This window comes from Shewanella sp. SM55, from assembly GCF_025654025.1.
Lineage (GTDB): Bacteria > Pseudomonadota > Gammaproteobacteria > Enterobacterales > Shewanellaceae > Shewanella > Shewanella oncorhynchi.
Map to the genome: position 1 here is coordinate 14,747 of NZ_JAKKRS010000004.1, position 19,620 is coordinate 34,366.

12 protein-coding genes are annotated in these 19,620 nt (G+C 43.5%); all 12 read right to left on the bottom strand.

Features of this window, described 5'->3' with window-relative positions; translation table 11 throughout:
- Nucleotides 1-239: 239 nt before the first annotated feature.
- Nucleotides 240-911, bottom strand: coding sequence for a DUF4276 family protein (locus tag L5L91_RS07230; protein WP_263236016.1), 672 nt, complete (start codon nucleotides 909-911; stop codon nucleotides 240-242).
- Entirely contained in the window at nucleotides 908-2,020 is a 1,113-nt protein-coding gene (locus L5L91_RS07235; protein WP_263162716.1) for an AAA family ATPase, read from the bottom strand. Before L5L91_RS07235 ends, L5L91_RS07230 begins: the two co-directional genes overlap by 4 nt.
- A gap of 165 nt (nucleotides 2,021-2,185) precedes the next feature.
- Nucleotides 2,186-2,377, bottom strand: coding sequence for a hypothetical protein (locus L5L91_RS07240; protein ID WP_263162718.1), 192 nt, complete (start codon nucleotides 2,375-2,377; stop codon nucleotides 2,186-2,188).
- A gap of 282 nt (nucleotides 2,378-2,659) precedes the next feature.
- Nucleotides 2,660-3,193, bottom strand: coding sequence for a cell division protein ZapC (locus L5L91_RS07245; RefSeq protein ID WP_173244574.1), 534 nt, complete (start codon nucleotides 3,191-3,193; stop codon nucleotides 2,660-2,662).
- A 200-nt stretch (nucleotides 3,194-3,393) separates the two neighbouring features.
- Nucleotides 3,394-4,413, bottom strand: coding sequence for a quinone-dependent dihydroorotate dehydrogenase (gene pyrD / locus L5L91_RS07250; protein WP_173244571.1), 1,020 nt, complete (start codon nucleotides 4,411-4,413; stop codon nucleotides 3,394-3,396).
- 63 nt (nucleotides 4,414-4,476) lie between these two features.
- Nucleotides 4,477-9,321 carry an NAD-glutamate dehydrogenase gene (locus tag L5L91_RS07255; protein WP_263236017.1) on the bottom strand — a complete coding sequence of 1,615 codons (4,845 nt, stop codon included), beginning with the start codon at nucleotides 9,319-9,321 and terminating at the stop codon, nucleotides 4,477-4,479.
- 264 nt (nucleotides 9,322-9,585) lie between these two features.
- Nucleotides 9,586-11,901: an efflux RND transporter permease subunit gene (locus tag L5L91_RS07260; protein ID WP_113940560.1), complete on the bottom strand. Its 2,316-nt coding sequence runs from the start codon at nucleotides 11,899-11,901 to the stop codon at nucleotides 9,586-9,588.
- Between the two features lie 36 nt (nucleotides 11,902-11,937).
- Complete coding sequence (locus tag L5L91_RS07265) at nucleotides 11,938-12,954, bottom strand: WD40/YVTN/BNR-like repeat-containing protein (RefSeq protein ID WP_263185379.1); 1,017 nt, start codon at nucleotides 12,952-12,954, stop codon at nucleotides 11,938-11,940.
- A 54-nt stretch (nucleotides 12,955-13,008) separates the two neighbouring features.
- Nucleotides 13,009-14,373 (bottom strand): DUF1329 domain-containing protein, encoded by a 1,365-nt coding sequence (locus L5L91_RS07270; RefSeq protein WP_105252650.1) that lies wholly within the window; start codon nucleotides 14,371-14,373, stop codon nucleotides 13,009-13,011.
- A 13-nt stretch (nucleotides 14,374-14,386) separates the two neighbouring features.
- Complete coding sequence (locus L5L91_RS07275) at nucleotides 14,387-16,429, bottom strand: DUF1302 domain-containing protein (RefSeq protein ID WP_105252651.1); 2,043 nt, start codon at nucleotides 16,427-16,429, stop codon at nucleotides 14,387-14,389.
- Nucleotides 16,430-16,767: 338 nt separating this feature from the next.
- Nucleotides 16,768-16,983, bottom strand: coding sequence for a DUF2835 domain-containing protein (locus tag L5L91_RS07280; protein WP_028759764.1), 216 nt, complete (start codon nucleotides 16,981-16,983; stop codon nucleotides 16,768-16,770).
- A gap of 43 nt (nucleotides 16,984-17,026) precedes the next feature.
- Nucleotides 17,027-19,576, bottom strand: a complete 2,550-nt coding sequence (pepN, locus tag L5L91_RS07285) for an aminopeptidase N (RefSeq protein WP_263236018.1) — start codon at nucleotides 19,574-19,576, stop codon at nucleotides 17,027-17,029.
- Between the last annotated feature and the right edge of the window lie 44 nt (nucleotides 19,577-19,620).

Genomic DNA, 19,620 nt, shown 5'->3' on the forward strand with positions numbered 1-19,620 from the left:
TGTTGATGGAGTTTAATTAAGCACACTTATTCCAGTGACACGCCGTCCTGTTACCTAGTAAGAAGTATCCCTATAGGCTCGACCGTGACATCCATGTCACGGATGGTCACTTCCATGACTGTGCTTAATCTCATCAACCCCGGCGTATACTGGGTAACCAAATTTAACAATGGGTGCTATTAAATTATTAACTAAATTACGTAATTGTGTTACTAAAAAATCGATTGCTATTGTAATAATTACTCTGCTGACAATGCTTCAATTTGTTGCAACCATGTATTAAATAACTCACATTTTCCGCGCATAGCTTCAAGGCCAACATCTAGTGCCGCCAAAGTTCCCATCAGTGGTTTTTCGTAATTATCAATTAAACTTATAATACGCTTACTCGGTGCTGTTAGCGGGCTGTTGTTGATGTGTTCAGGTGAAGCGAACTTATCAGCGATAGCTTGAAAGGATGCAACTAAATCTGGTTTATCCATGCCTAAAGCCATTTTCTCGGGATCGCTGAATAACAAACCTTCGAACTCATACATTTGTACAAAAGGAATAAAGCGGCGCATCACATCAGTACCTAATGTCTCGGTAAGCTTTGCAACCAATTCTTTCTGCAACGATTCAGCCTTATCCGTAATAGCAGCATTAACAGCTAAAGCTTTTTTACCCGGGAATGATTCGGGTAACCCATAGAAATCAAAAAATGTGGTGCAATAGCAGTTTTTATCCGCAGTAAGTCGATTTCGGATATCGGGCAAAAGACGTTCAAATTTGAAGTTACCGCCTTTATGCCCAGGTTTACCTATTAAAGCAGGCCTAAGGTAAATACCTTTATTAGCAAAAGGTTCAACAAGTAAATTATTAACAAAGGCTTCTTCAGTTTGCCCTTCACAAATGACATGAACAATGATCATTTTGACGGCCTCCCGCCTAAAATATTTTTCTCCCAAAGTTCACCAACTGAATAATCCTCAAGCCAAAACTTAAATTCATCTTCCTCTAAACGTTTAAAGTTAGAAGCACCATTTTCTCTTTCTACAACAATAAGATCATCGATTTCAAACTCATTCAGCAAAGGTACTGATTGTGTCGAAACAATCACTTGCATACGCAGTGAAGCCGATCGTAATAATGCTCCAAGTAAAGTAATAGCGTACGGGTGTAATCCAAGCTCAGGCTCGTCAATAATAATGGTAGAAGGAGGTTTGGGTTGTAGCAACGCTGTTACTAAGCAAATAAAACGGATTGAACCATCAGACAACTGACTAGGCCATAACGCATAATCACTATCTGTTTGTGTCCATAATAAACGAACTTGTTCTTCACCAGTTTCTAACTGAGTTGGCTTTAACACAAAATCGTTGAAAAATGGTATCGCTAGCTTAACAGTCTTACGAATTTGACTATATACCTCGGACTCTTCATTTTTTAAACGATATAAATACGCTGCTAAATTTGAAGCATCATTACGTAAATACTCGTTATCGTGTACAGAGGATAACCGCTTTACTCCTGCCGTATCGCTAGTGTCGTGAAAATGGTACACACGCCAACTCGAAATTGAACTATAACAATAATCAGCTTCTGAAAATTTACTGCTTTTTTCATATTTAAATTTTAGCTTTGCTTCATTATGACCAGAACCCAGAGAAATCCACTTATCACCAAAATAAGGCCCTTTAAAATAGAGTGATTCTTGCGCAAAAGTAAAACCACCATCTACTGTTGGTTCTAAAAGAAACTTATAACCATTAATACCAAAGGTCACAAGAGATCCAAATTTTTCAGTTTCTTTTATGCCAAAGCTTAAAATTCGATCTGCTCCGCCCTGTTTTTTACTCCATACCTGTAAACGCCCGTCGAGCATCTCACCAAGCAAGCGGAAATATGAAACAAAGTTACTTTTACCAACACCATTAGCGCCAATTAGGACGTTTAAGCTATTTAATCTTAGCTTTTCCATCGAACGTATCGATTTAAAACCGACAATACTCAATTCCTTGATGGGGTTTACTGTACCCATTTTACACCCTCTTTTAGCTTTCTCTGGCTACACACTTTTCTGCTGACGTTAATTGGTAATCGTTGATACGATCGCCTTATTCGGTCCAAACAATAACAGACACTTTACCACGGCTAGCGCATTTTAATCCCCAAAAAATATAGGCACTCCCAACTCTTTTTGCTTTTAGAGGTACACAAACAGCTCACCAAAACCGTTCTTACCATAGTTAAATAAAAACTCCTCCTCTTGAACCTGCAGACTACGCAAATGCTGAAAGGTGCGCCATGGTGATTGGCGAGACGACCGTCCGCCCCATGGACGGGGCGGTCGAGCATCCACGGATGGACTCGCTGCGAGTCGACGAGTGAATACCATGGCAAACCAGACTGCGTAATGAGTTTGATACTAAAAGCAGAGCCAATAAAGAGTAATAAGACTCACAAATTATCGTTGGGTAGAATTCGAAAGGAAGGTGTTGAAGATCCACGTGACTAATTTTAGGAAAAGGCTTTCTTAGCAGAAAAGAGTACAGATAACGCACTAACGCCATGGGGATTTTAGCGAATTATCGGCAAGTGGTTAATATCAAAACCAATCGTGATGTATGGCTAATGGCAGATATTAAAAACCAATAATGGCTATTGATCTACAACTACACTATGCCGCAACCACGTGGCGCTGCGCACGTAGGGGGTGTAAGCGATTATGCATCACTTTGATGGTTTCAAACTGCACCATAGTTTTAGCACCGGATAAAACACATTCGGGCGATAATAACATCACTAAGGCCGATTGCAGGGTGTTTTCAACCACAAGCACGAGTGCCCTTTGCTTTTGGCATTTAAGTTCAAAGACTTTACCTACATCGCTATAAACACAGACATCACTGGTATCAAAAAACCATGATTTAGGCATTTGCGGTGTCAGCATAAAATGGGCTGCGGTGGCATTGAGCGCAATTTGAACAATAGCGGCATCGGACAAAGACAGGGTTTTAGGCAATCTATCGAGTAAGTTCATATAGAATTTGGCGTGCGCAATATTAAATTCCATGCTTGATAAGGCATCTGGAATGAGTAATTTTGCTTTATAAGACGTCAGAAATTCTATCTCGGAACCTAACGATACGCCTAATACACCATACGAATCGTTATATTTCCATTGCCAATCTTTTTGCGGCATTAATAACATAACGGTGACCCAATATTTGAACACTGGGACATAATAGTAGATATTTTATCCAATATCAAAATAAAAATAATAAAATACAAATTATTTAACAGTTACTTAGTCGTTCTATTGTAAGATCTTAACAGCGATCTAAGGATCATTTTAGATCGCTGTTAAAGAATAAGATCTTATTTTAGATCGTTATCTTAATCCTAAGATCATTATTTCAAGCGGTATGCATTCACTATTTCTTTAATTAACTTCGGACCTTGATAAATAAAACCCGAATAAATCTGAACCATAGTGGCGCCCGCATCGAATTTGGCTAAGGCATCTTCAGCGCTATTAATACCGCCCACACCGATGATCGGGATCTGCCCTTTCAAACAAATTGCCAATTGCTTAATCACTTTAGTAGACAGCTCAGTTAAAGGTTTGCCACTTAAGCCGCCGCTTTCATTGGCGTTGGCAAGACCGCTAACACCATCACGTGTTAAAGTAGTATTGGTCGCAATTGCGCCATCAAATTTGTTTTTAATCAAAGCTTGCGCGATATTTTCAATTTCTTCGATGGTTAAATCTGGAGCAATTTTAAGCGCGATGGGCACGTATTTTTTATGCTTTTCGGCCAGCTCAAGTTGCTTGGCTTTAATTGCGCTCAATAATTCATCTAATAGATCGCCATATTGTAGCGATCGTAATCCTGGGGTATTGGGTGATGAAATATTCACCGCAATATAAGCCGCATGGAGATAAACTTTATCCATGCAGATCAAATAATCGTCTTTACCTTGTTCTACTGGCGTGTCTTTATTTTTGCCAATATTAACGCCAACCATAATATCGGTCTTTTTAGCGATCAAATTTTTGACCAGATTATCGACACCCTTATTATTAAACCCCATGCGATTAATGATGCCTTTGGCAGGCTTTAATCTAAATAGACGGGGTAAATCGTTACCAGGCTGTGGTCTTGGGGTAACTGTACCCACTTCAATATGACCAAATCCCATCGCATGAAAGGCATCAATCGATTCGCCGTCCTTGTCCATACCGGCAGCGAGTCCCACTGGGTTAGGAAAGGTCAACCCCATAAAGCTGACAGGAGCGGGTGCAATCGTTTGTCCATATAGACACGTTAACCGGCTATTGGCGGTCATTTTTAAACTGCCTATAGCAAGATGGTGAGCTCGCTCAGGATCCATCTGAAACATGACTTTCTGTGCGATTTTATAAAACATGTACTTTCCTCGACCTAAAAAAAGCCCCGGCGATCGCCAGGGCTTCTGATTGTTATAATAAGTTTACTTTTGGCCTTCGCAATGAAGGATCAGAAGGTTAAGTTCACGTAGGGCGACAGAGAACTTAGCAAACTCATGGATTTGCGACGTTTTAAAGTCAGCTAGCATATGGAACCATCTTTCCAATAAGCCTTGATTTATCTCAATCCACTGAGAAATCACACTTTCGGCATCACAGGTTGCACTGCAGGTTCTTAAGACAACTGAACTTAATGCACGTTGTTGCCAATCTAACTCTTCCCTAAAGGCGGCACGAGCCAGTGCTTGCCAATGGTTCGCTACAGGTTGAGCGCTGATCTGTTCTAAGAACCAGTGCAGCTCAACGCGGGCGCCGAGTTTGAAGTAAGTTTCAGCCACTAATGCCACTGTCTTATCTTCTGTTTGCGCAATTTGGGCAATGTCTAAGGCAGAGAACAAGGTGCTCATGTTAGCCACAATGGTTGCCACAGCTTGTGGTACGTTTTCTTTGACCAAAGCATTGATCTCAGATTGGATACCCTTCGCTTCTTCTTCTACCAGATATAAATGAACATTATCTTTAATTTGTTCAAATACTGGTTTGAAGAAGGCAACGGTTTGTTCGATGCTCCAAGAGCGGTTACGGTGACGGAGGAACCAGCGGCTAGCACGACGCATATTGCGGCGTAACTGATGCAGCATTTCACCTTGAACCACAGCCGGAACTATGCCGTTTAAGTCAGTGATCGATTTAGTTAATTCAGCTAAACCAAATACTTCGCGAGCCATAGTGTAACAAATTGCCGCGTCGGCAACTGAGGCACCAGTCTCATCTTGCATACGTTGAACAAAATTCAAGCCCATGTCGTTGACGAGTTCATTGGCGAGTGAGGTCGCAATGATTTCGCCACGCAGTGGATGGGTTGCCATTTTGTCGCTGTATTTTTCCTGAAGTTTTTTCGGGAAATACGCGATAAGCAGTTGGCTTAACAGAGTATCTTCAGTGATTTCTGGCGTCACTAATTGCTCTTTCAGTACCATTTTCGCATAAGCAACCAATACTGATAGCTCTGGGCGCGTTAATGCACGACCACTGGCTAAACGTTCAGCTAGCTCATCGTCAGACGGTAAGAACTCTAACGCTCTGTCTAACTTGCCTTCTTTTTCCAGATACTGGATAAAGCGGATCTGCTCTTTTAACTGCTCAGCACCGCGCACTTGAGTCACAGAGATAGTACGAGTTTGATCTTTACAGTCTTGCAGTACGATTTGGCCGACTTCTTCGGTCATTTCTTCCAGTAAACGGTTACGCTGCTTAAGCGTCAGTTCACCTTCAGTCACCATAGCGTTCAGCAAAATCTTGATGTTCACTTCGTTGTCTGAACAGTCCACACCACCAACGTTATCCACGAAGTCAGTGTTGATGCGACCGCCATTAGACGCATATTCAATACGACCTAACTGAGTACAACCTAAGTTACCGCCCTCGCCGACTATCTTAGCGCGCAGTTCGCCACCGTTGACACGTAGAGCATCGTTGGCACGATCGCCGACTTCAGCTTGGGTTTCACGTGAAGATTTCACATACGTACCGATACCGCCGTTCCAGATCAAATCCACTGGCATTTTCAACAGTTCTTTCATCAGCTCAGTTGGGGTCATAGAGGTTTTCTCTGTGGCCAACATTTGCTTCATCTCTGCCGATAATGGAATGGATTTAGATGAACGGAGGAAAATACCGCCACCCTTAGAAATCAACTTGCTGCTGTAGTCTTCCCAGCTTGAACGTGGCAGAGCGAATAAACGCGCCCGTTCATCATAACTTAATGCCGTATCCGGATTTGGATCGATGAAGATATGCATGTGGTTAAAGGCTGCAACCAGTTTAGTGTGCTTAGACAACAACATACCGTTACCGAATACGTCGCCCGCCATGTCACCTATACCTAAACAGGTAAAGTCTGTGGTTTGACAATCAATACCGACTTCGCGGAAATGACGCTTAACCGATTCCCAGCCGCCTTTGGCCGTGATACCCATTTTCTTATGGTCATAACCGTTGCTGCCACCCGATGCGAATGCATCACCGAGCCAGAAGCGGTATTCGAGGGAAATCGAGTTCGCGATATCAGAGAATGTCGCTGTACCTTTATCGGCTGCTACCACTAAATATGGGTCATCTTCATCATGACGAACCACATCCAATGGATGGACGATTTCACCGTTCAAAATGTTATCGGTAATATCGAGCAATGCACGGATAAAGATGCGGTAACATTCTTGACCTTCGGTGAAGAAAGCTTCACGGCCGCCTTCAGTTGGCAATTGTTTACAAACAAAACCACCTTTAGCACCCACAGGCACAATCACAGTGTTTTTCACTTGCTGTGCTTTTACCAAACCTAATACTTCGGTACGGAAGTCTTCACGACGATCTGACCAACGCAGACCACCACGAGCCACTTTACCGTAACGTAAATGCACACCTTCAACCCGTGGCGAATAAACGAATATTTCGAATTTCGGCAGTGGACGTGGCATTTCAGGGATCAGTGAAGGCATGAATTTAAACGAGATATAACTCTTAGATTCGCCTTTGGCATCCAGTTGGTAGAAGTTGGTACGCAGAGTGGCGTTAATCAAGTCTAAATAACGACGAATAATACGGTCATCATCCAAGCTAGACACTTCATCTAAACGTAAATTGATCTGCTCCAAAAACTTGCCCAGAGTACGGGTTTTCAGTTTAGGGTTAAATTTACGGATGAACATCTTCACCAACAAATCAGCGATTTGTGGGTAACGACCGAAGGTTTCTTCAATATATGACTGACTGAAAGTCGCATCGATTTGACGCATGTATTTCGCATACGCGCGCAATACAGAGACTTCACGGCCCGTTAAACCTGACGCCAGAATAATGCGGTTGAAGCCGTCATCTTCTAACTTCTTTTGCCACACTTGTGACAGTGCAGTTTGGAATCTGTCTTGGCTATCAGCGATGTTATCTGTGTTGACGACTTTAACTGTCATCAAGAAGTCTAAGATCCAGAAGGTAGAACCGTCTGAAGTCGTGACTTCATATGGACGCTCGTTGATCACGCGCAGACCAAAGTTTTCGAGCATTGGCAACACGTCAGATAGATGAATAGGCTCATCTTTATGGAATAGCTTTAAACGCACTTTGTTGTCGTTCAGCGCCGCTTCCTGCGGTTGATAGAACAACATGCCGAGCTTGTGTTCATCATCCAGTGCTTCGAGCTGTTGCATGTCAACGACGGCAGAACTTGGTAATACGTCTTCTTTATAGCTTTGTTCAAACGCATTGAAATAACGCTTAGTCAGATGAGTGCCAGCTTCTTCGCCGAGTGCACTGTTAAGCGCAGTGCTTAACTTATCTTCCCACGAACGTGCCGCTTCTATTAAGTTGTTCTCTATGGCAGCCACATCTACATCCATATTATTGTTATCAACTTTGACTATGTAGTGAGTGCGGGCTAGCGTCGACTCGGAAAAATAAGTCGTAAACTCTACATCTTCTTTGCTGTTAAAGTGCTGGGCCAGAATACGTTGAGTATCTTGGCGGAGTTTAGTGTTGTAACGATCCTTAGAAACGTACACTAAACAGGATAAGAAACGGCCAAAGCCATCTTTGCGTACAAAGAGTTTCAGCTTGTCTCTGTCTTGCATTTCTAACACGCCATGAGCCATGTGCGATAAATCATCAACATTGGCTTGAATTAGCTCGTCACGAGGTAAATTCTCAAGGATGTTTAGCAGGGCTTTATAGTCGTGTGAACGTGGGGTCAAGCCTGAACGATCTAACACACGCTGCACTTTTTCATTCAGCAGTGGGATTTCACGTGGGCTACGGTTATACAGGTTTGACGCATATAAACCGATAAATCTATCTTCGCCAATCACATTGCCTTTCTTATCGAAACGCTTAATACCGATATAATCGACATAAGCTGGGCGATGCACGCGGCTCTTAGCACTGCTCTTAGTGAGGATCAGTAAGCTGTGGTCTAAGGCTTCTTTGCGGGCACTATCGGAGAAGCTAGATAACAACAAACCTTGCTCAGGTTGCGCTTTAGTGTGCTTGTTCATCAAACCTAAGCTAGAGGCGATATTAGGCACTAACTCAACGTCACCTTCGACACGTTTCAAATCGTATTGACGGTAACCTAATAGCGTAAAGTGATGATTATTCAAGTAAGTCAGGAAGTTAATCGCTTCTTCTAACTCTTGCTTATCGCCCGGGAACGGACGTTTTGGCAATTCCTTGATCATCTCAGCCAACTTGGCAGACATGACTTCCCAGTCGTTAACTGATGAAGCGACATCGGCAAGCACAGACTGAATTTCGCGCTCTAATGCTTTGATATCGACCGTGCTGCTTTGACGGTCAATTTCAATCAAAAATACGGCGACATGCTCAGTGCTTTCAGGGCTCTGATTAAGATAAGTGACATTCGTCACACCACTTTCTGAACGCTCAATCGCCAGTGGAGTGTGCAACATCATGTGAGCAGTAATACCCATTCGCTTCAATGCCATACCAACTGAATCGACCAAGAATGGCATGTCAGGTTGGATAACTTCAATGATCGAGTGAGTCGATTGCCAGCCGTGTTTGGCTTGGCTAGGATTGAACACTCTTAGATGAGTGTTACCTTTTGGCGTTTTGTTCAGGGCGTTCCATAAACTGAGAACCGCACCGTATAAATCACTGTCATTACGCGCATTGAGATCGTCTTTCGACATGTGGGCATAAAGGCAGGTGGCGAACTGTTCAACTTGCTTGGCTTGTGAATTAGGGACTTTAGCGTGAATTAAACTGACTACATTTTCAAGTAGTACTGAAGGCATTGCATCTTTCAAGGCCATGTTGCTGTTTCCTTAAGCGTCTATGGCAGCGCTTTTTTCATTATTTGGATGCTTCGGCTTAACAATCGCAGATAAATTAATGTGATCTAGATCGTCGCGCGAAGTTTATTACTAAAACCGCTGTATTTCGAGGAAAATTTTAGTGGTACATCCTCTTGAAATCCAGTATTGGCGTAAACAAGGAATGACAAATGACCAAACAATCGATAAAGCAGACTAAGTATTCAAAAGTAAATGGGGAGCTTAGCTCCCCATTTGTAGACTCTACTTAGGCTGGCGCCAGAAAATGGCGGCCAATGCAGGTAGGATAATTATGGCACCGAGCATATTTACCACAAACATGAATGTTAACAATATTCCCATGTCCATTTGGAATTTAAGCGCCGAGAAGAACCAAGTACTGACACCAATCGCCAATGTAAGGCCAGTAAAGATCACCGCACTACCCCGTTCGACCAACGCCTCATAGTAAGCCTGCTGTACTGGCATACCATTCGATAGCTTAGACGACATAGTCGAGAGGATATAAATACCATAGTCCACGCCAATACCAACCCCCAGCGCAATGACAGGTAACGTACTAACAGCTAAGCCAATATCGAGCTGAGTCATCAAAGCCTGTGCCAGTGTCGACACGACATATAACGGAATAATAACCGCCACAGTGGCTTTAAAAGATTTAAAGCTGATTAAGCAGAGTACAAACACAGCACCATAGACGTATATCATCATAGGTAACTGTGCCTCAGCCACCGCTTCGTTAGTCGCTGCCATTACACCCACAGGACCCGACGCCAGTTTAAACTGCAACTTCTCGTTGTCCATTTTCGCGGCGACGGCTTTGACCTTAGCGACCACAGTTTCTATGGTTTCGGCCTTGTGATCTTTCATAAACAGATACACAGGCATGACAGAACAATCGCCATTTAATAAACCTGAAGTCGTGGGAATTTGGCCAATAGCCTGTACTAAGCTCGCCGTTGTACGCGGCAACACTTCCCATCTTGGATTACCTTCGTTGAAGCCTGCATTCACTTTTTTAGCGACCGACGCCAGACTCACAGTCGACTCCACCCCTGGGGTATTGCGTACTAACCACTCAAACTGATCAATTTGAGTGAGCACATCGTGGTAAGTACAGGCTTCAGGTGCTGCCTCAACAATCACAGTCATCACATCTGTGGTGATAGAGAAATGATCTGTGATGAAGAAGGTATCGAGGTTATAACGCGAATCTTGATGTAACGCTGGCGCGCCGCCCTGTAAGTCACCAATCTTCATCTGATTAGCTTGTTGCAGACCCACAAAATACAACACCACAGTGGCAATAATGACTACCACAGCATATTTAGGTGTTGCAAAACGCGCCATGAAGCGCCAAATAGCCTCAGTTCGCACTTCTTCAGCCGTCGGTTCTGCGTGTTTATTGACTTTGATTTCAGTAAAAGAAATCACCAAAGGCAACAGGATAAGGTTAGTGAAAATGATCACGCCCACACCGAGCGAGGCAGAAATCGCCAGCTCGCGAATAATCCCAATATCGATAAATAACAGGGTAATAAAACCAACAGTATCGGACAGTAATGCCACACCACCCGGCACTAATAAACTACGAAATGCCGACGCCGAAGCCGCTTTTGTCGTTTGCCCGTCGAGCACTCGACGCCGTACAGCGTTGATGATCTGCACCCCGTGGCTCACACCAATGGCGAAGACTAAAAACGGTACCAGAATCGACATAGGATCGAGACCGAAACCTATCACAGTCAATAAACCAAGCTGCCAGACCACAGCCGTTAAACTGCAGACCAGTGGCAGCATGGTCAAGATGATGGATTTAGAAAAGAGGTAAACCATAATGGCAGTGACCAAAATCGCGATCACGAAGAACAGCAACACGCCCTTAGCGCCATCAGCCACATCTCCGGCCATTTTGGCGAAACCTATGATGTGAATTTTAACCTTATCGGTTTCGAACTTGCCCCTAAGCTCTTTTTCTAATTGTGCAGCAAAAGCAATGGTATCAAGCGGTTTACCCGTCTGTGGATCAAAATCCATTAATTGAGCCGACACCATAGCCGCACTGTAATCGTTGGCAATTAATCGGCCGACAATCCCTGCTTTTTCAATATTATCGCGAACCGTTTCTAACCCAGACACTGAAGTTGAAAAATCCGCTGGAATAACAGGCCCACCAGCAAAACCATCCTCAACGACTTCAGTAAAACGAGTGGAAGGCGAAAAAATTGATTTCACCTGCGCACGGTCAACCCCTGGAATAAAAAACAGCTGATCATGCACGTTTTTTAAGGTATCAAAATAGTTAGCATTAAAAATATTACCGCTGGTATCCTCAACGGCCACCATGATGCTGTTGGCACCACCAAAATCTTTTTGGTGTTTCAGGTAGGTCTGCATATAACTGTGCTGCAGTGGAATATTTTTGATAAAAGCCGCATCCATTTTGAGTTGACTGGCCTGATAGCCAAAAAACAACGTCAAAAACACAAAAATGCCGACGACCCATGCGCGATTGCGAAACAAAAATGACTCAAATCCGTTGACCAGTTTTTCTAACATCTTCTCGGCCCTGTTATTTATTGTAGTTTTAAAATTTTATGGCTTAAGAATAAACAGCCCTTGGCTGCCGGATAACCACACATTCCCTTGATTATCCTTCGCAATAGACACTAAGTTTTCCCCTTGGCGACGAGTCACGATACTGCTACTGTCGTCCTCATTTAGCTTGATCACTATCCCCGCATTTCCCACTAAATATAGCGCGTCGTCAGAAACAACCATGGCACCGTTGATTGAGGATTGCACCGGCAATTCTATTTGATTCCATTGGCTTAAACTCACATCAGCTTTGAATATATGACCGCGAAGGCCCATCACATACACAGCATTTTTCGTTTCTACGGCGTTAAACATAGAACCATCGTAATCAAAATTGGTACGCGTAAATGTTTTACCTTGATCGCCAGAAACAGCGACTAAGCCCAGCTCGCCAACCAATAATAAACGTCCATCGGTTAAGGTTAAAATACGATTAAAGTGCGGCAATAATGAAGCGCGCGCACTCAAATAGGCCGATTGATCGCTGCCTTTTAACTCCGCCAAATAAGCCACATCTTCTTCAGCTAAAAGCTCCTCATGGAACTTCTCGCGCCATTGGGCACCGCCATCATTAGTGCGATAAAACAAACCGTAAGCACCAATGGCAATACCATTGTTTTCGTCTAAAAACACCACATCGAGGAAAGGCTTTTCAATCTCGGGCGAATGCATTTGTAACTGCCAAGTTTGACCGCCATCCTGAGTCTGTAAAATGGTTGCATCATGACCTACAGCCCAACCGCGTTTTTCATTGAGGAAAAAGACTTTGGTCAGCTGTGAACTCACGGGCGTTACCACTTGATGCCAACTGCCGTCATACACCAGAGCATGACCACGTTCACCCACAGCCACTAAACCTGCGCCTACGTTGGCAATATCTAAAATCAAAGATGAAACAGCAAGAGGTTGAACTTGAGAAAAAATCGGATCAGAGGGCGTTGCAGATAACGTAGAAGGAAAAAAAGCGCCACCGAAACTTAATACAGCGACACACTGAAGGATGCGAAACGACATACAAACTTCCTTAAACTAATGAGGGGCGCTAAGCGCCCCTTTGTACGTGGCCTATTAACGGATACCTTCACGACGCAATGCATCGGGGGTAAAGTTAGCTTCAGTCAGTTTGGCATCGAAGTTATACATGCCACTTTGGTTGTCTAAGCCCATGGCGAGATAACGACGGGATTGCAAATCATGGAAGACTTCTAAAGTATCCCACTGTGCTGGCACTTCGTAGTAATTCAAGCCATGTGCAACGGCCACACGATACAACTGATCACGGTTGTCGTAGAGATCGGCGATTGACACTTGCCATGAATCTTCATCAAGGTACATATCGCGCACTTTATAAATGTGGCGCATACCGTCTTTCAGCGTCGCCCTCACTTGCCATACGCGGTGTTTTTCCCAACGAACGTATTCAGGATTCACATGACCAGGTTTCAATATTTGGTCATATTTCAGCTTATCCGAATGCAGTTTGTAATCATTGTACGGGATATAAATTTCTTTTTTGCCAACCAGTTCCCAGTTGTAACGCACAGGAGAGCCGTTAAACATATCGAAATCATCTGTCGTACGCAGACCATCTGACACTGTACCCGGTGTATCAAAAGCCACGTTCGGCGCTTTACGTACTCGACGTTGACCTGTGTTATAGGTCCAAGCTTGGCGGGGAAGCGCCTCTTGATCCATGGTTTCTTTAACCAATAAGGCTGTACCAGCTAAACGTGCAGGCTGAGTCACCACTTGCTTAAAGTAGAACAGCGTATTGCTGGCTTTAAGCTGATCTAAGGTAATTTCTGGACGAGAATATTCGAAGCGAATTTCCTCAGCCGTTTCGACTAAGCTATAGCTACCATCGGCTGTCGGTGCAGCTTGGCTACGGGAAGTTTCGATATCTATACCACGAAAACGCAAAATGTGGTTCCAAATTGCTTCTAAACCATTTGCAGGGATCGGGAATGGAATACCAATAGCCGCGCCAGAAATACCATTGCCCTGTGCAATCAGTTCAGCACGAGTCGCGTTAACTTTAGTCGCATCGTAAACGAACTGTGGTACAGAGGCGCTACGGCGAGTCTTGTACACATTCATCTTGTAGGTATCAGGATAAAGTTCGAACAACTTCATCTGACCCGGCGTTAAAAAATCTTTATATTGCGCTTTGTTAGCATTGGTAATAGTAAATTCAATCTTATCCTCAGGGAAAGGATCTGGGTGATGCATCCCTTTGGTATAACCCGCCACAGGCTGAGTGATACCACCATCCCACGCAGGAATAGAACCATCAGCATTACCTGCTTTTTCAGCACCTAAAGGGGTAAGTTCATTGCCAAGTTTTGCCGCATCAGCTTCTGATATCTTAGCCATAGCGACTGGCGCTGCGAAAGCCAGCATGACTGCACTCGCCAATATCGTCAGTTTCTTCATTGTTTGAGTCCTTTTAGATCGAATACTTGATATTGAATGAAACATAATCACGATCTGCCATCGCATTCGTCGTACCGACACCGCCAAAGAAATTGTTATAGGAGATATCTGCACCCCAACGGTTTTGATAGTCGAAGTTAACGCCTAGCGCGACAGACTTACGTCCTTCCGTGAACAGGAACATAGGATCAGGTGTAATACCATCAACGTCATGGGAAAAAATCACCCGTGGAGACATATTGACCCCAGCAAATACGTTGTTGAAATCCGCCTTTCCAACTAAACGGTATCCCCAAGCAAAGTCGGTTGGGAACGGGTTAGTTTCAGGACCATTATGCAAGGCTTGAATGATGCCGGGCATATCTGGGTTGCCGCCAGAACGTGACGTACCTGGACCATTGAGACGTAGCTCATCAAAACCTGGCATATCATGGATCCACACGCCACCCACTTCGGCCAACATAGTCAAGTTATCTAAACCTAACGTTGGACCAAATAAATGGGTGAAAGTCATCTGCGCCTGAGTGGTATCAAGACGGATAAAGCCATCCACGGTTTCACCCGGCTTAACATCTTTAATCTGTGAAATACCATCGAGATCTGGACGAAGACCAGCGTTAGCTAACTGCTGTGGCATACCGGCAAACAACAATTCTACGTCATCGATTTGCAGTGGTTCATCCTGACGATGGGCAATTTCAGCCGCGACAGAGGTATCACCAACCAAGGTATTGAAACTGAAACCGTAAAGCTTGATATCTTCTGGATAAACGATTTGCGCCTTAGAGAAACTCTTCAAATTGAGCAGCAATTCACGATCAATATTACCCGAGTTTTGACCTATAGTCGCCAGATCAGACAAAAGTGCACCCGTGCTAAAATCGGCGGCTGTACCACTGATAAGAGGACGACGGCTATGGTAATTCATGAAATAAAAACCAAATTCGGTTTCACCCAGTGAAGGCGCGTAATAACCCAGCTTAATACCATATTGGCCATCATTGCTTGGCTCTGCCTCATCCTGCACTAGCGTCACTTTTGTTGGGTAAGCTAAGGCCATAGAAACCAATTGCTGTGTCGGAATAGATTGGCCGCTGGCAATCATGCCCGCTAAACGCTCGTATTCTTGCATCACAAAGTCTAAATTGATGTCAGGGTTGGCATTAAACCCAAGCTGAGCGTTTTGAGCGTAACCACCGAAACCCGCAAAATCGTTAGTCGCAAAAATAGAACCCGGTGTCGGTACCCAAATAGGTTGCCAATCATATTGATAGAATGCTTCTACCGTTAATGAATCCGTCAAACCAAGGGAAGCCCACACCATGCCTTGCGGTCTGAACGCTTCTTTGAGTTCAGCACCAGGCGCGTTAAGTATGTTCAAGTCAACGGCGTTGATTTCACTGATCCCATGGGCAATCAGTGTACTTTCACCCCATGACACCACTTGATTACCTACACGAATAGATAATGGATTAGCGCCATCGTTGAGGTCAAAGTTGCCATACACAAACGCATCGAGTAGGCGAATATCTTTACATTGAACTTCTGAAGCACGGTTATCTTCGCAAGGGTCAAACTCTTTGCCCGTTATCGGATCATTAAAATCATAATTACCGTCATTGAGTTTACGATCATAGAAATACATACCACGAGCGAATAAACCGTAGTTTTTGTATTTCAATGACAATTCATGCAAACCTTTAACGATTTCGGATGTAGTATCGCCTTGAGAATAAAGTAAATTACTTAAGTCATTGTTACTGGAATACGATCCGGGCTGGGCCCAAATCTCAGCAGAAGTGTATTTAGTATTGCCAAATGCGCTGTAATTAGACCAATCGAATTGGGGTTGATTAACCTTACCAATTTGACCTTCCCAATCGCGCTCCCCTACACGCCAGCTCGCACCAGCAGTCCAAGTTGAGTCAAATGTGCCCTCAACCTCTCCCCAATTAAAAGATACTGCATTAACGCTTGGGATCATTAACAAACTCAATGCCGACGCCACCCCCAAAGCAAGCGCCGATTTGTTAAAACTATTTTTAACAATTTTCATTTTAGCTCTCCGTACCCTGCTGGATTCTTTGTTTTAGGAATTACAACCAACATCTTGTTAGCTCACAGGTAACATCATTGTTACAGCAATTAATCCCCTTGAGCAAGGCGCAGTTAGAGAAAATTTTCTAAAGAATTAAGCATGTAGGTACATTTGTACCGATAACTAAAAAGGAGAGATTTAAATTAGCGAAAAGCAGAATAGGAATGAAACATAAAAACACATTAAAAAATCATATAATTCATTAACATATTTAAAAATAAAATATCACAAAGCGAGCTTAGTAATCAGCCGACCGTTTAAAGTAATTGCTCTAAGTAAAGATAAACAAATTAAGACTAAACTCGATTTAATGAAACAAATTGTCCCTTGTCATCTAAAACCAATTTGAAATAGCCTTGAATGCCATTTTCGGTTAAAAAACGCCTAAAATGACGGCCATTAATCCACAAAATCCGCCCTTGAGTTTCACGAACCTCGACTTTATCGGCAAGCCCTTGATAATAAGGTAAGAAATCTCGATAGCTGATCGATAGTTTGAAATACAGTTCCATAATATCAGGGCAGCACAGACTGCTGCCCTCCTCCTACAAACTGCTATTTTGCCAATGCTTTAGAGACTTTTTCGTACATATCCTTAGATAAGTCAGGCAAAGCCAAAAGTTGTCCTAAACAGGCTTTTATCAAGGTTTGGCGGTCTAAGTCGAATTTATGATACTGGATCAATGGCGTCACCATACGGGCCGCAACCTGCGGATTGAGCTTATTAAGGGTCATTAAGCATTCGGTTAAGAAAGCATAACCCTTACCGTCTCTACGGTGGAATTGATAAATATTACCGGCAGCAAAACTGCCCACTAAAGCACGCACTCGGTTTGGATTGCTCATACTAAAGCACTTGTGTTGCTGCAACTGACGCAAACACTCAATCACATCATCTGCATCACGGGTCGCTTGCAACATAAACCATTTATCCATCACCAATGGTGTATCCTGCCAACGTAGCTCAAATGTCGTCATCAGTTCATCACGACAAGGTAAATTCCCAACATTGGCTGCCGTCAACGCACCAAGAGAATCCGTCATATTACTGGCGTTATCGAACTGAGAAATCACTAACCCCTCAGCCTCATCCGACACCCGAGCTAACCAAGTTAAACACTGATTTTTAAGGGCTCTTGCCTGCGTACTCTCTACTGCGACTAAAGAACGATATAGCGCAATCAATTCATCTTCACTATGTGAAGCGAGCTCTATTAGTACAAATTCACGTGCTAAAGCTAACGCATCTAGATCAACACTCTCTGTTTGCTCAATCAAAGCCGAAGCCGTAGGTATCGCTAATATTTCGGCGATCAATGCCGGATCAAGCTCAGTGTCTAACAACACACCTTTAAAACTATCGCGCACACGGGGATCGAGAGCCATAGCTTGTTGCTGTTGTAAACTCGCCACATTTTGCCAAATAGCTTGGCTCACTAGGGTCACAGAAGCTTCCCAACGCGCCACTTCGCTGCTAGCAAAACGCATCAAGTGAACGAGTTGATCCACATTGAATCGATATTGTAATTTGACGGGCGCGGAAAAGTTTTGCAGTAACGAAGCAACGGGTTTATGAGTGAGTCCATCAAAGCTAAACACTTGTTCAGCTTGAGTAAAATCGAGAATCTCATTCACTAAAGAATGGCCCTTCGCATCTAAGAGCTCTAAGCTAAACGGAATATGCAGCGGTGATGCACAGTTCGCTAGACTTTGTTTAAGGGTCAATTGATAAACGCCCGTTTGCGCATCAAAACTGTCCATCGCAGTCACAATCGGCGTACCGGCTTGGCTATACCATAAACGGAATTGGGTTAAATCCACTCCGCTGGCATCTTCCATTGCCGCCACAAAATCATCACAGGTGACAGCTTGGCCGTCGTGGCGTTTAAAATACAGTTTCATTCCCGCCTGAAACTTTTCTTCGCCGAGCAAAGTGTGCATCATGCGGATGACTTCAGCGCCCTTGTTATACACAGTCACAGTGTAGAAATTATTCATCTCAATGACAGATTCTGGACGAATAGGATGGGACATAGGGCCAGAATCTTCTGCAAATTGCTGATTCTTGATCACTTTAATTGCGTGAATTCGATTCACAGCACGAGAGCCTAAATCTGAGCTAAATTCTTGATCGCGAAAAACCGTTAAGCCTTCTTTCAAACTTAACTGGAACCAATCGCGACACGTTACGCGGTTTCCTGTCCAATTATGGAAATACTCATGACCTACAACCGATTCAATGCCGTGATAATCCTCGTCGGTGGCCGTTAAGGTATCTGCAAGCACATATTTAGTGTTAAAGATATTTAAGCCTTTGTTTTCCATCGCACCCATATTGAAAAAGTCGACGGCCACTATCATGTAAATATCTAAATCATACTCAAGATCAAAACGGCTCTCATCCCATGCCATGGATTTCTTAAGTGATGCCATCGCATGGTGTGCTTTATGTAAATTACCTTTATCAACGAACACTTGCAGGATCACTTTACGGCGACTGCGAGTAATGAACTCATCTTGCAATAGATCAAAATCGCCAGCGACTAAGGCAAATAAATACGCTGGTTTTGGAAATGGATCTTGCCAGCAAACATAATGGCGTCCACCATCTAACTCACCTTGATCAATCAAATTACCGTTACTCAGTAAAAACGGGAATGCGGCTCTATCGGCTTCAATACGAACTGTGTATTTAGCTAATACATCAGGGCGATCAAGGAAATAAGTGATACGTCGAAAGCCCTCTGCCTCGCATTGCGTGCAGTAGGCACCATCGGACATATAGAGCCCTTCAAGGCTCGAATTAGCTTCAGGATCGAGCTTAGTGATAATGTTCAGCTCAAACTCATCAAGCTCAGTTTCTAGAACTAATTGACCTGCACTAACATGGTAAGGCACAGCATCACCATTAACAGTCAGCGAAACAACGGTCAAATCTTCGCCATCCAACACTAAGGCTTGTGCATGTTTTGAAGTGCGTTTTATACGACTGATCGCCTGCACTTGGGTTTCATTGCCAGCCAAATTAAATGCTAAATCGATAGTCTCTATCGTAAAAAGTGGCGCTTGATAATCTTTTAAGTATTTTGCTTGAGCTTGTGTCATTTCGATCCCTTTAACGCTGATCTAAATAAGAAAAAACGCGCCAT

Bases quoted from the DNA above. Each gene is read 5' to 3' on its own strand.
- L5L91_RS07230 (WP_263236016.1), bottom strand. From the start codon at position 911: ATGATCATTGTTCATGTCATTTGTGAAGGGCAAACTGAAGAAGCCTTT.
- L5L91_RS07235 (WP_263162716.1), bottom strand. From the start codon at position 2,020: ATGGGTACAGTAAACCCCATCAAGGAATTGAGTATTGTCGGTTTTAAA.
- L5L91_RS07240 (WP_263162718.1), bottom strand. From the start codon at position 2,377: ATGGTATTCACTCGTCGACTCGCAGCGAGTCCATCCGTGGATGCTCGA.
- L5L91_RS07245 (WP_173244574.1), bottom strand. From the start codon at position 3,193: ATGTTATTAATGCCGCAAAAAGATTGGCAATGGAAATATAACGATTCG.
- pyrD (WP_173244571.1), bottom strand. From the start codon at position 4,413: ATGTTTTATAAAATCGCACAGAAAGTCATGTTTCAGATGGATCCTGAG.
- L5L91_RS07255 (WP_263236017.1), bottom strand. From the start codon at position 9,321: ATGGCCTTGAAAGATGCAATGCCTTCAGTACTACTTGAAAATGTAGTC.
- L5L91_RS07260 (WP_113940560.1), bottom strand. From the start codon at position 11,901: ATGTTAGAAAAACTGGTCAACGGATTTGAGTCATTTTTGTTTCGCAAT.
- L5L91_RS07265 (WP_263185379.1), bottom strand. From the start codon at position 12,954: ATGTCGTTTCGCATCCTTCAGTGTGTCGCTGTATTAAGTTTCGGTGGC.
- L5L91_RS07270 (WP_105252650.1), bottom strand. From the start codon at position 14,373: ATGAAGAAACTGACGATATTGGCGAGTGCAGTCATGCTGGCTTTCGCA.
- L5L91_RS07275 (WP_105252651.1), bottom strand. From the start codon at position 16,429: ATGAAAATTGTTAAAAATAGTTTTAACAAATCGGCGCTTGCTTTGGGG.
- L5L91_RS07280 (WP_028759764.1), bottom strand. From the start codon at position 16,983: ATGGAACTGTATTTCAAACTATCGATCAGCTATCGAGATTTCTTACCT.
- pepN (WP_263236018.1), bottom strand. From the start codon at position 19,576: ATGACACAAGCTCAAGCAAAATACTTAAAAGATTATCAAGCGCCACTT.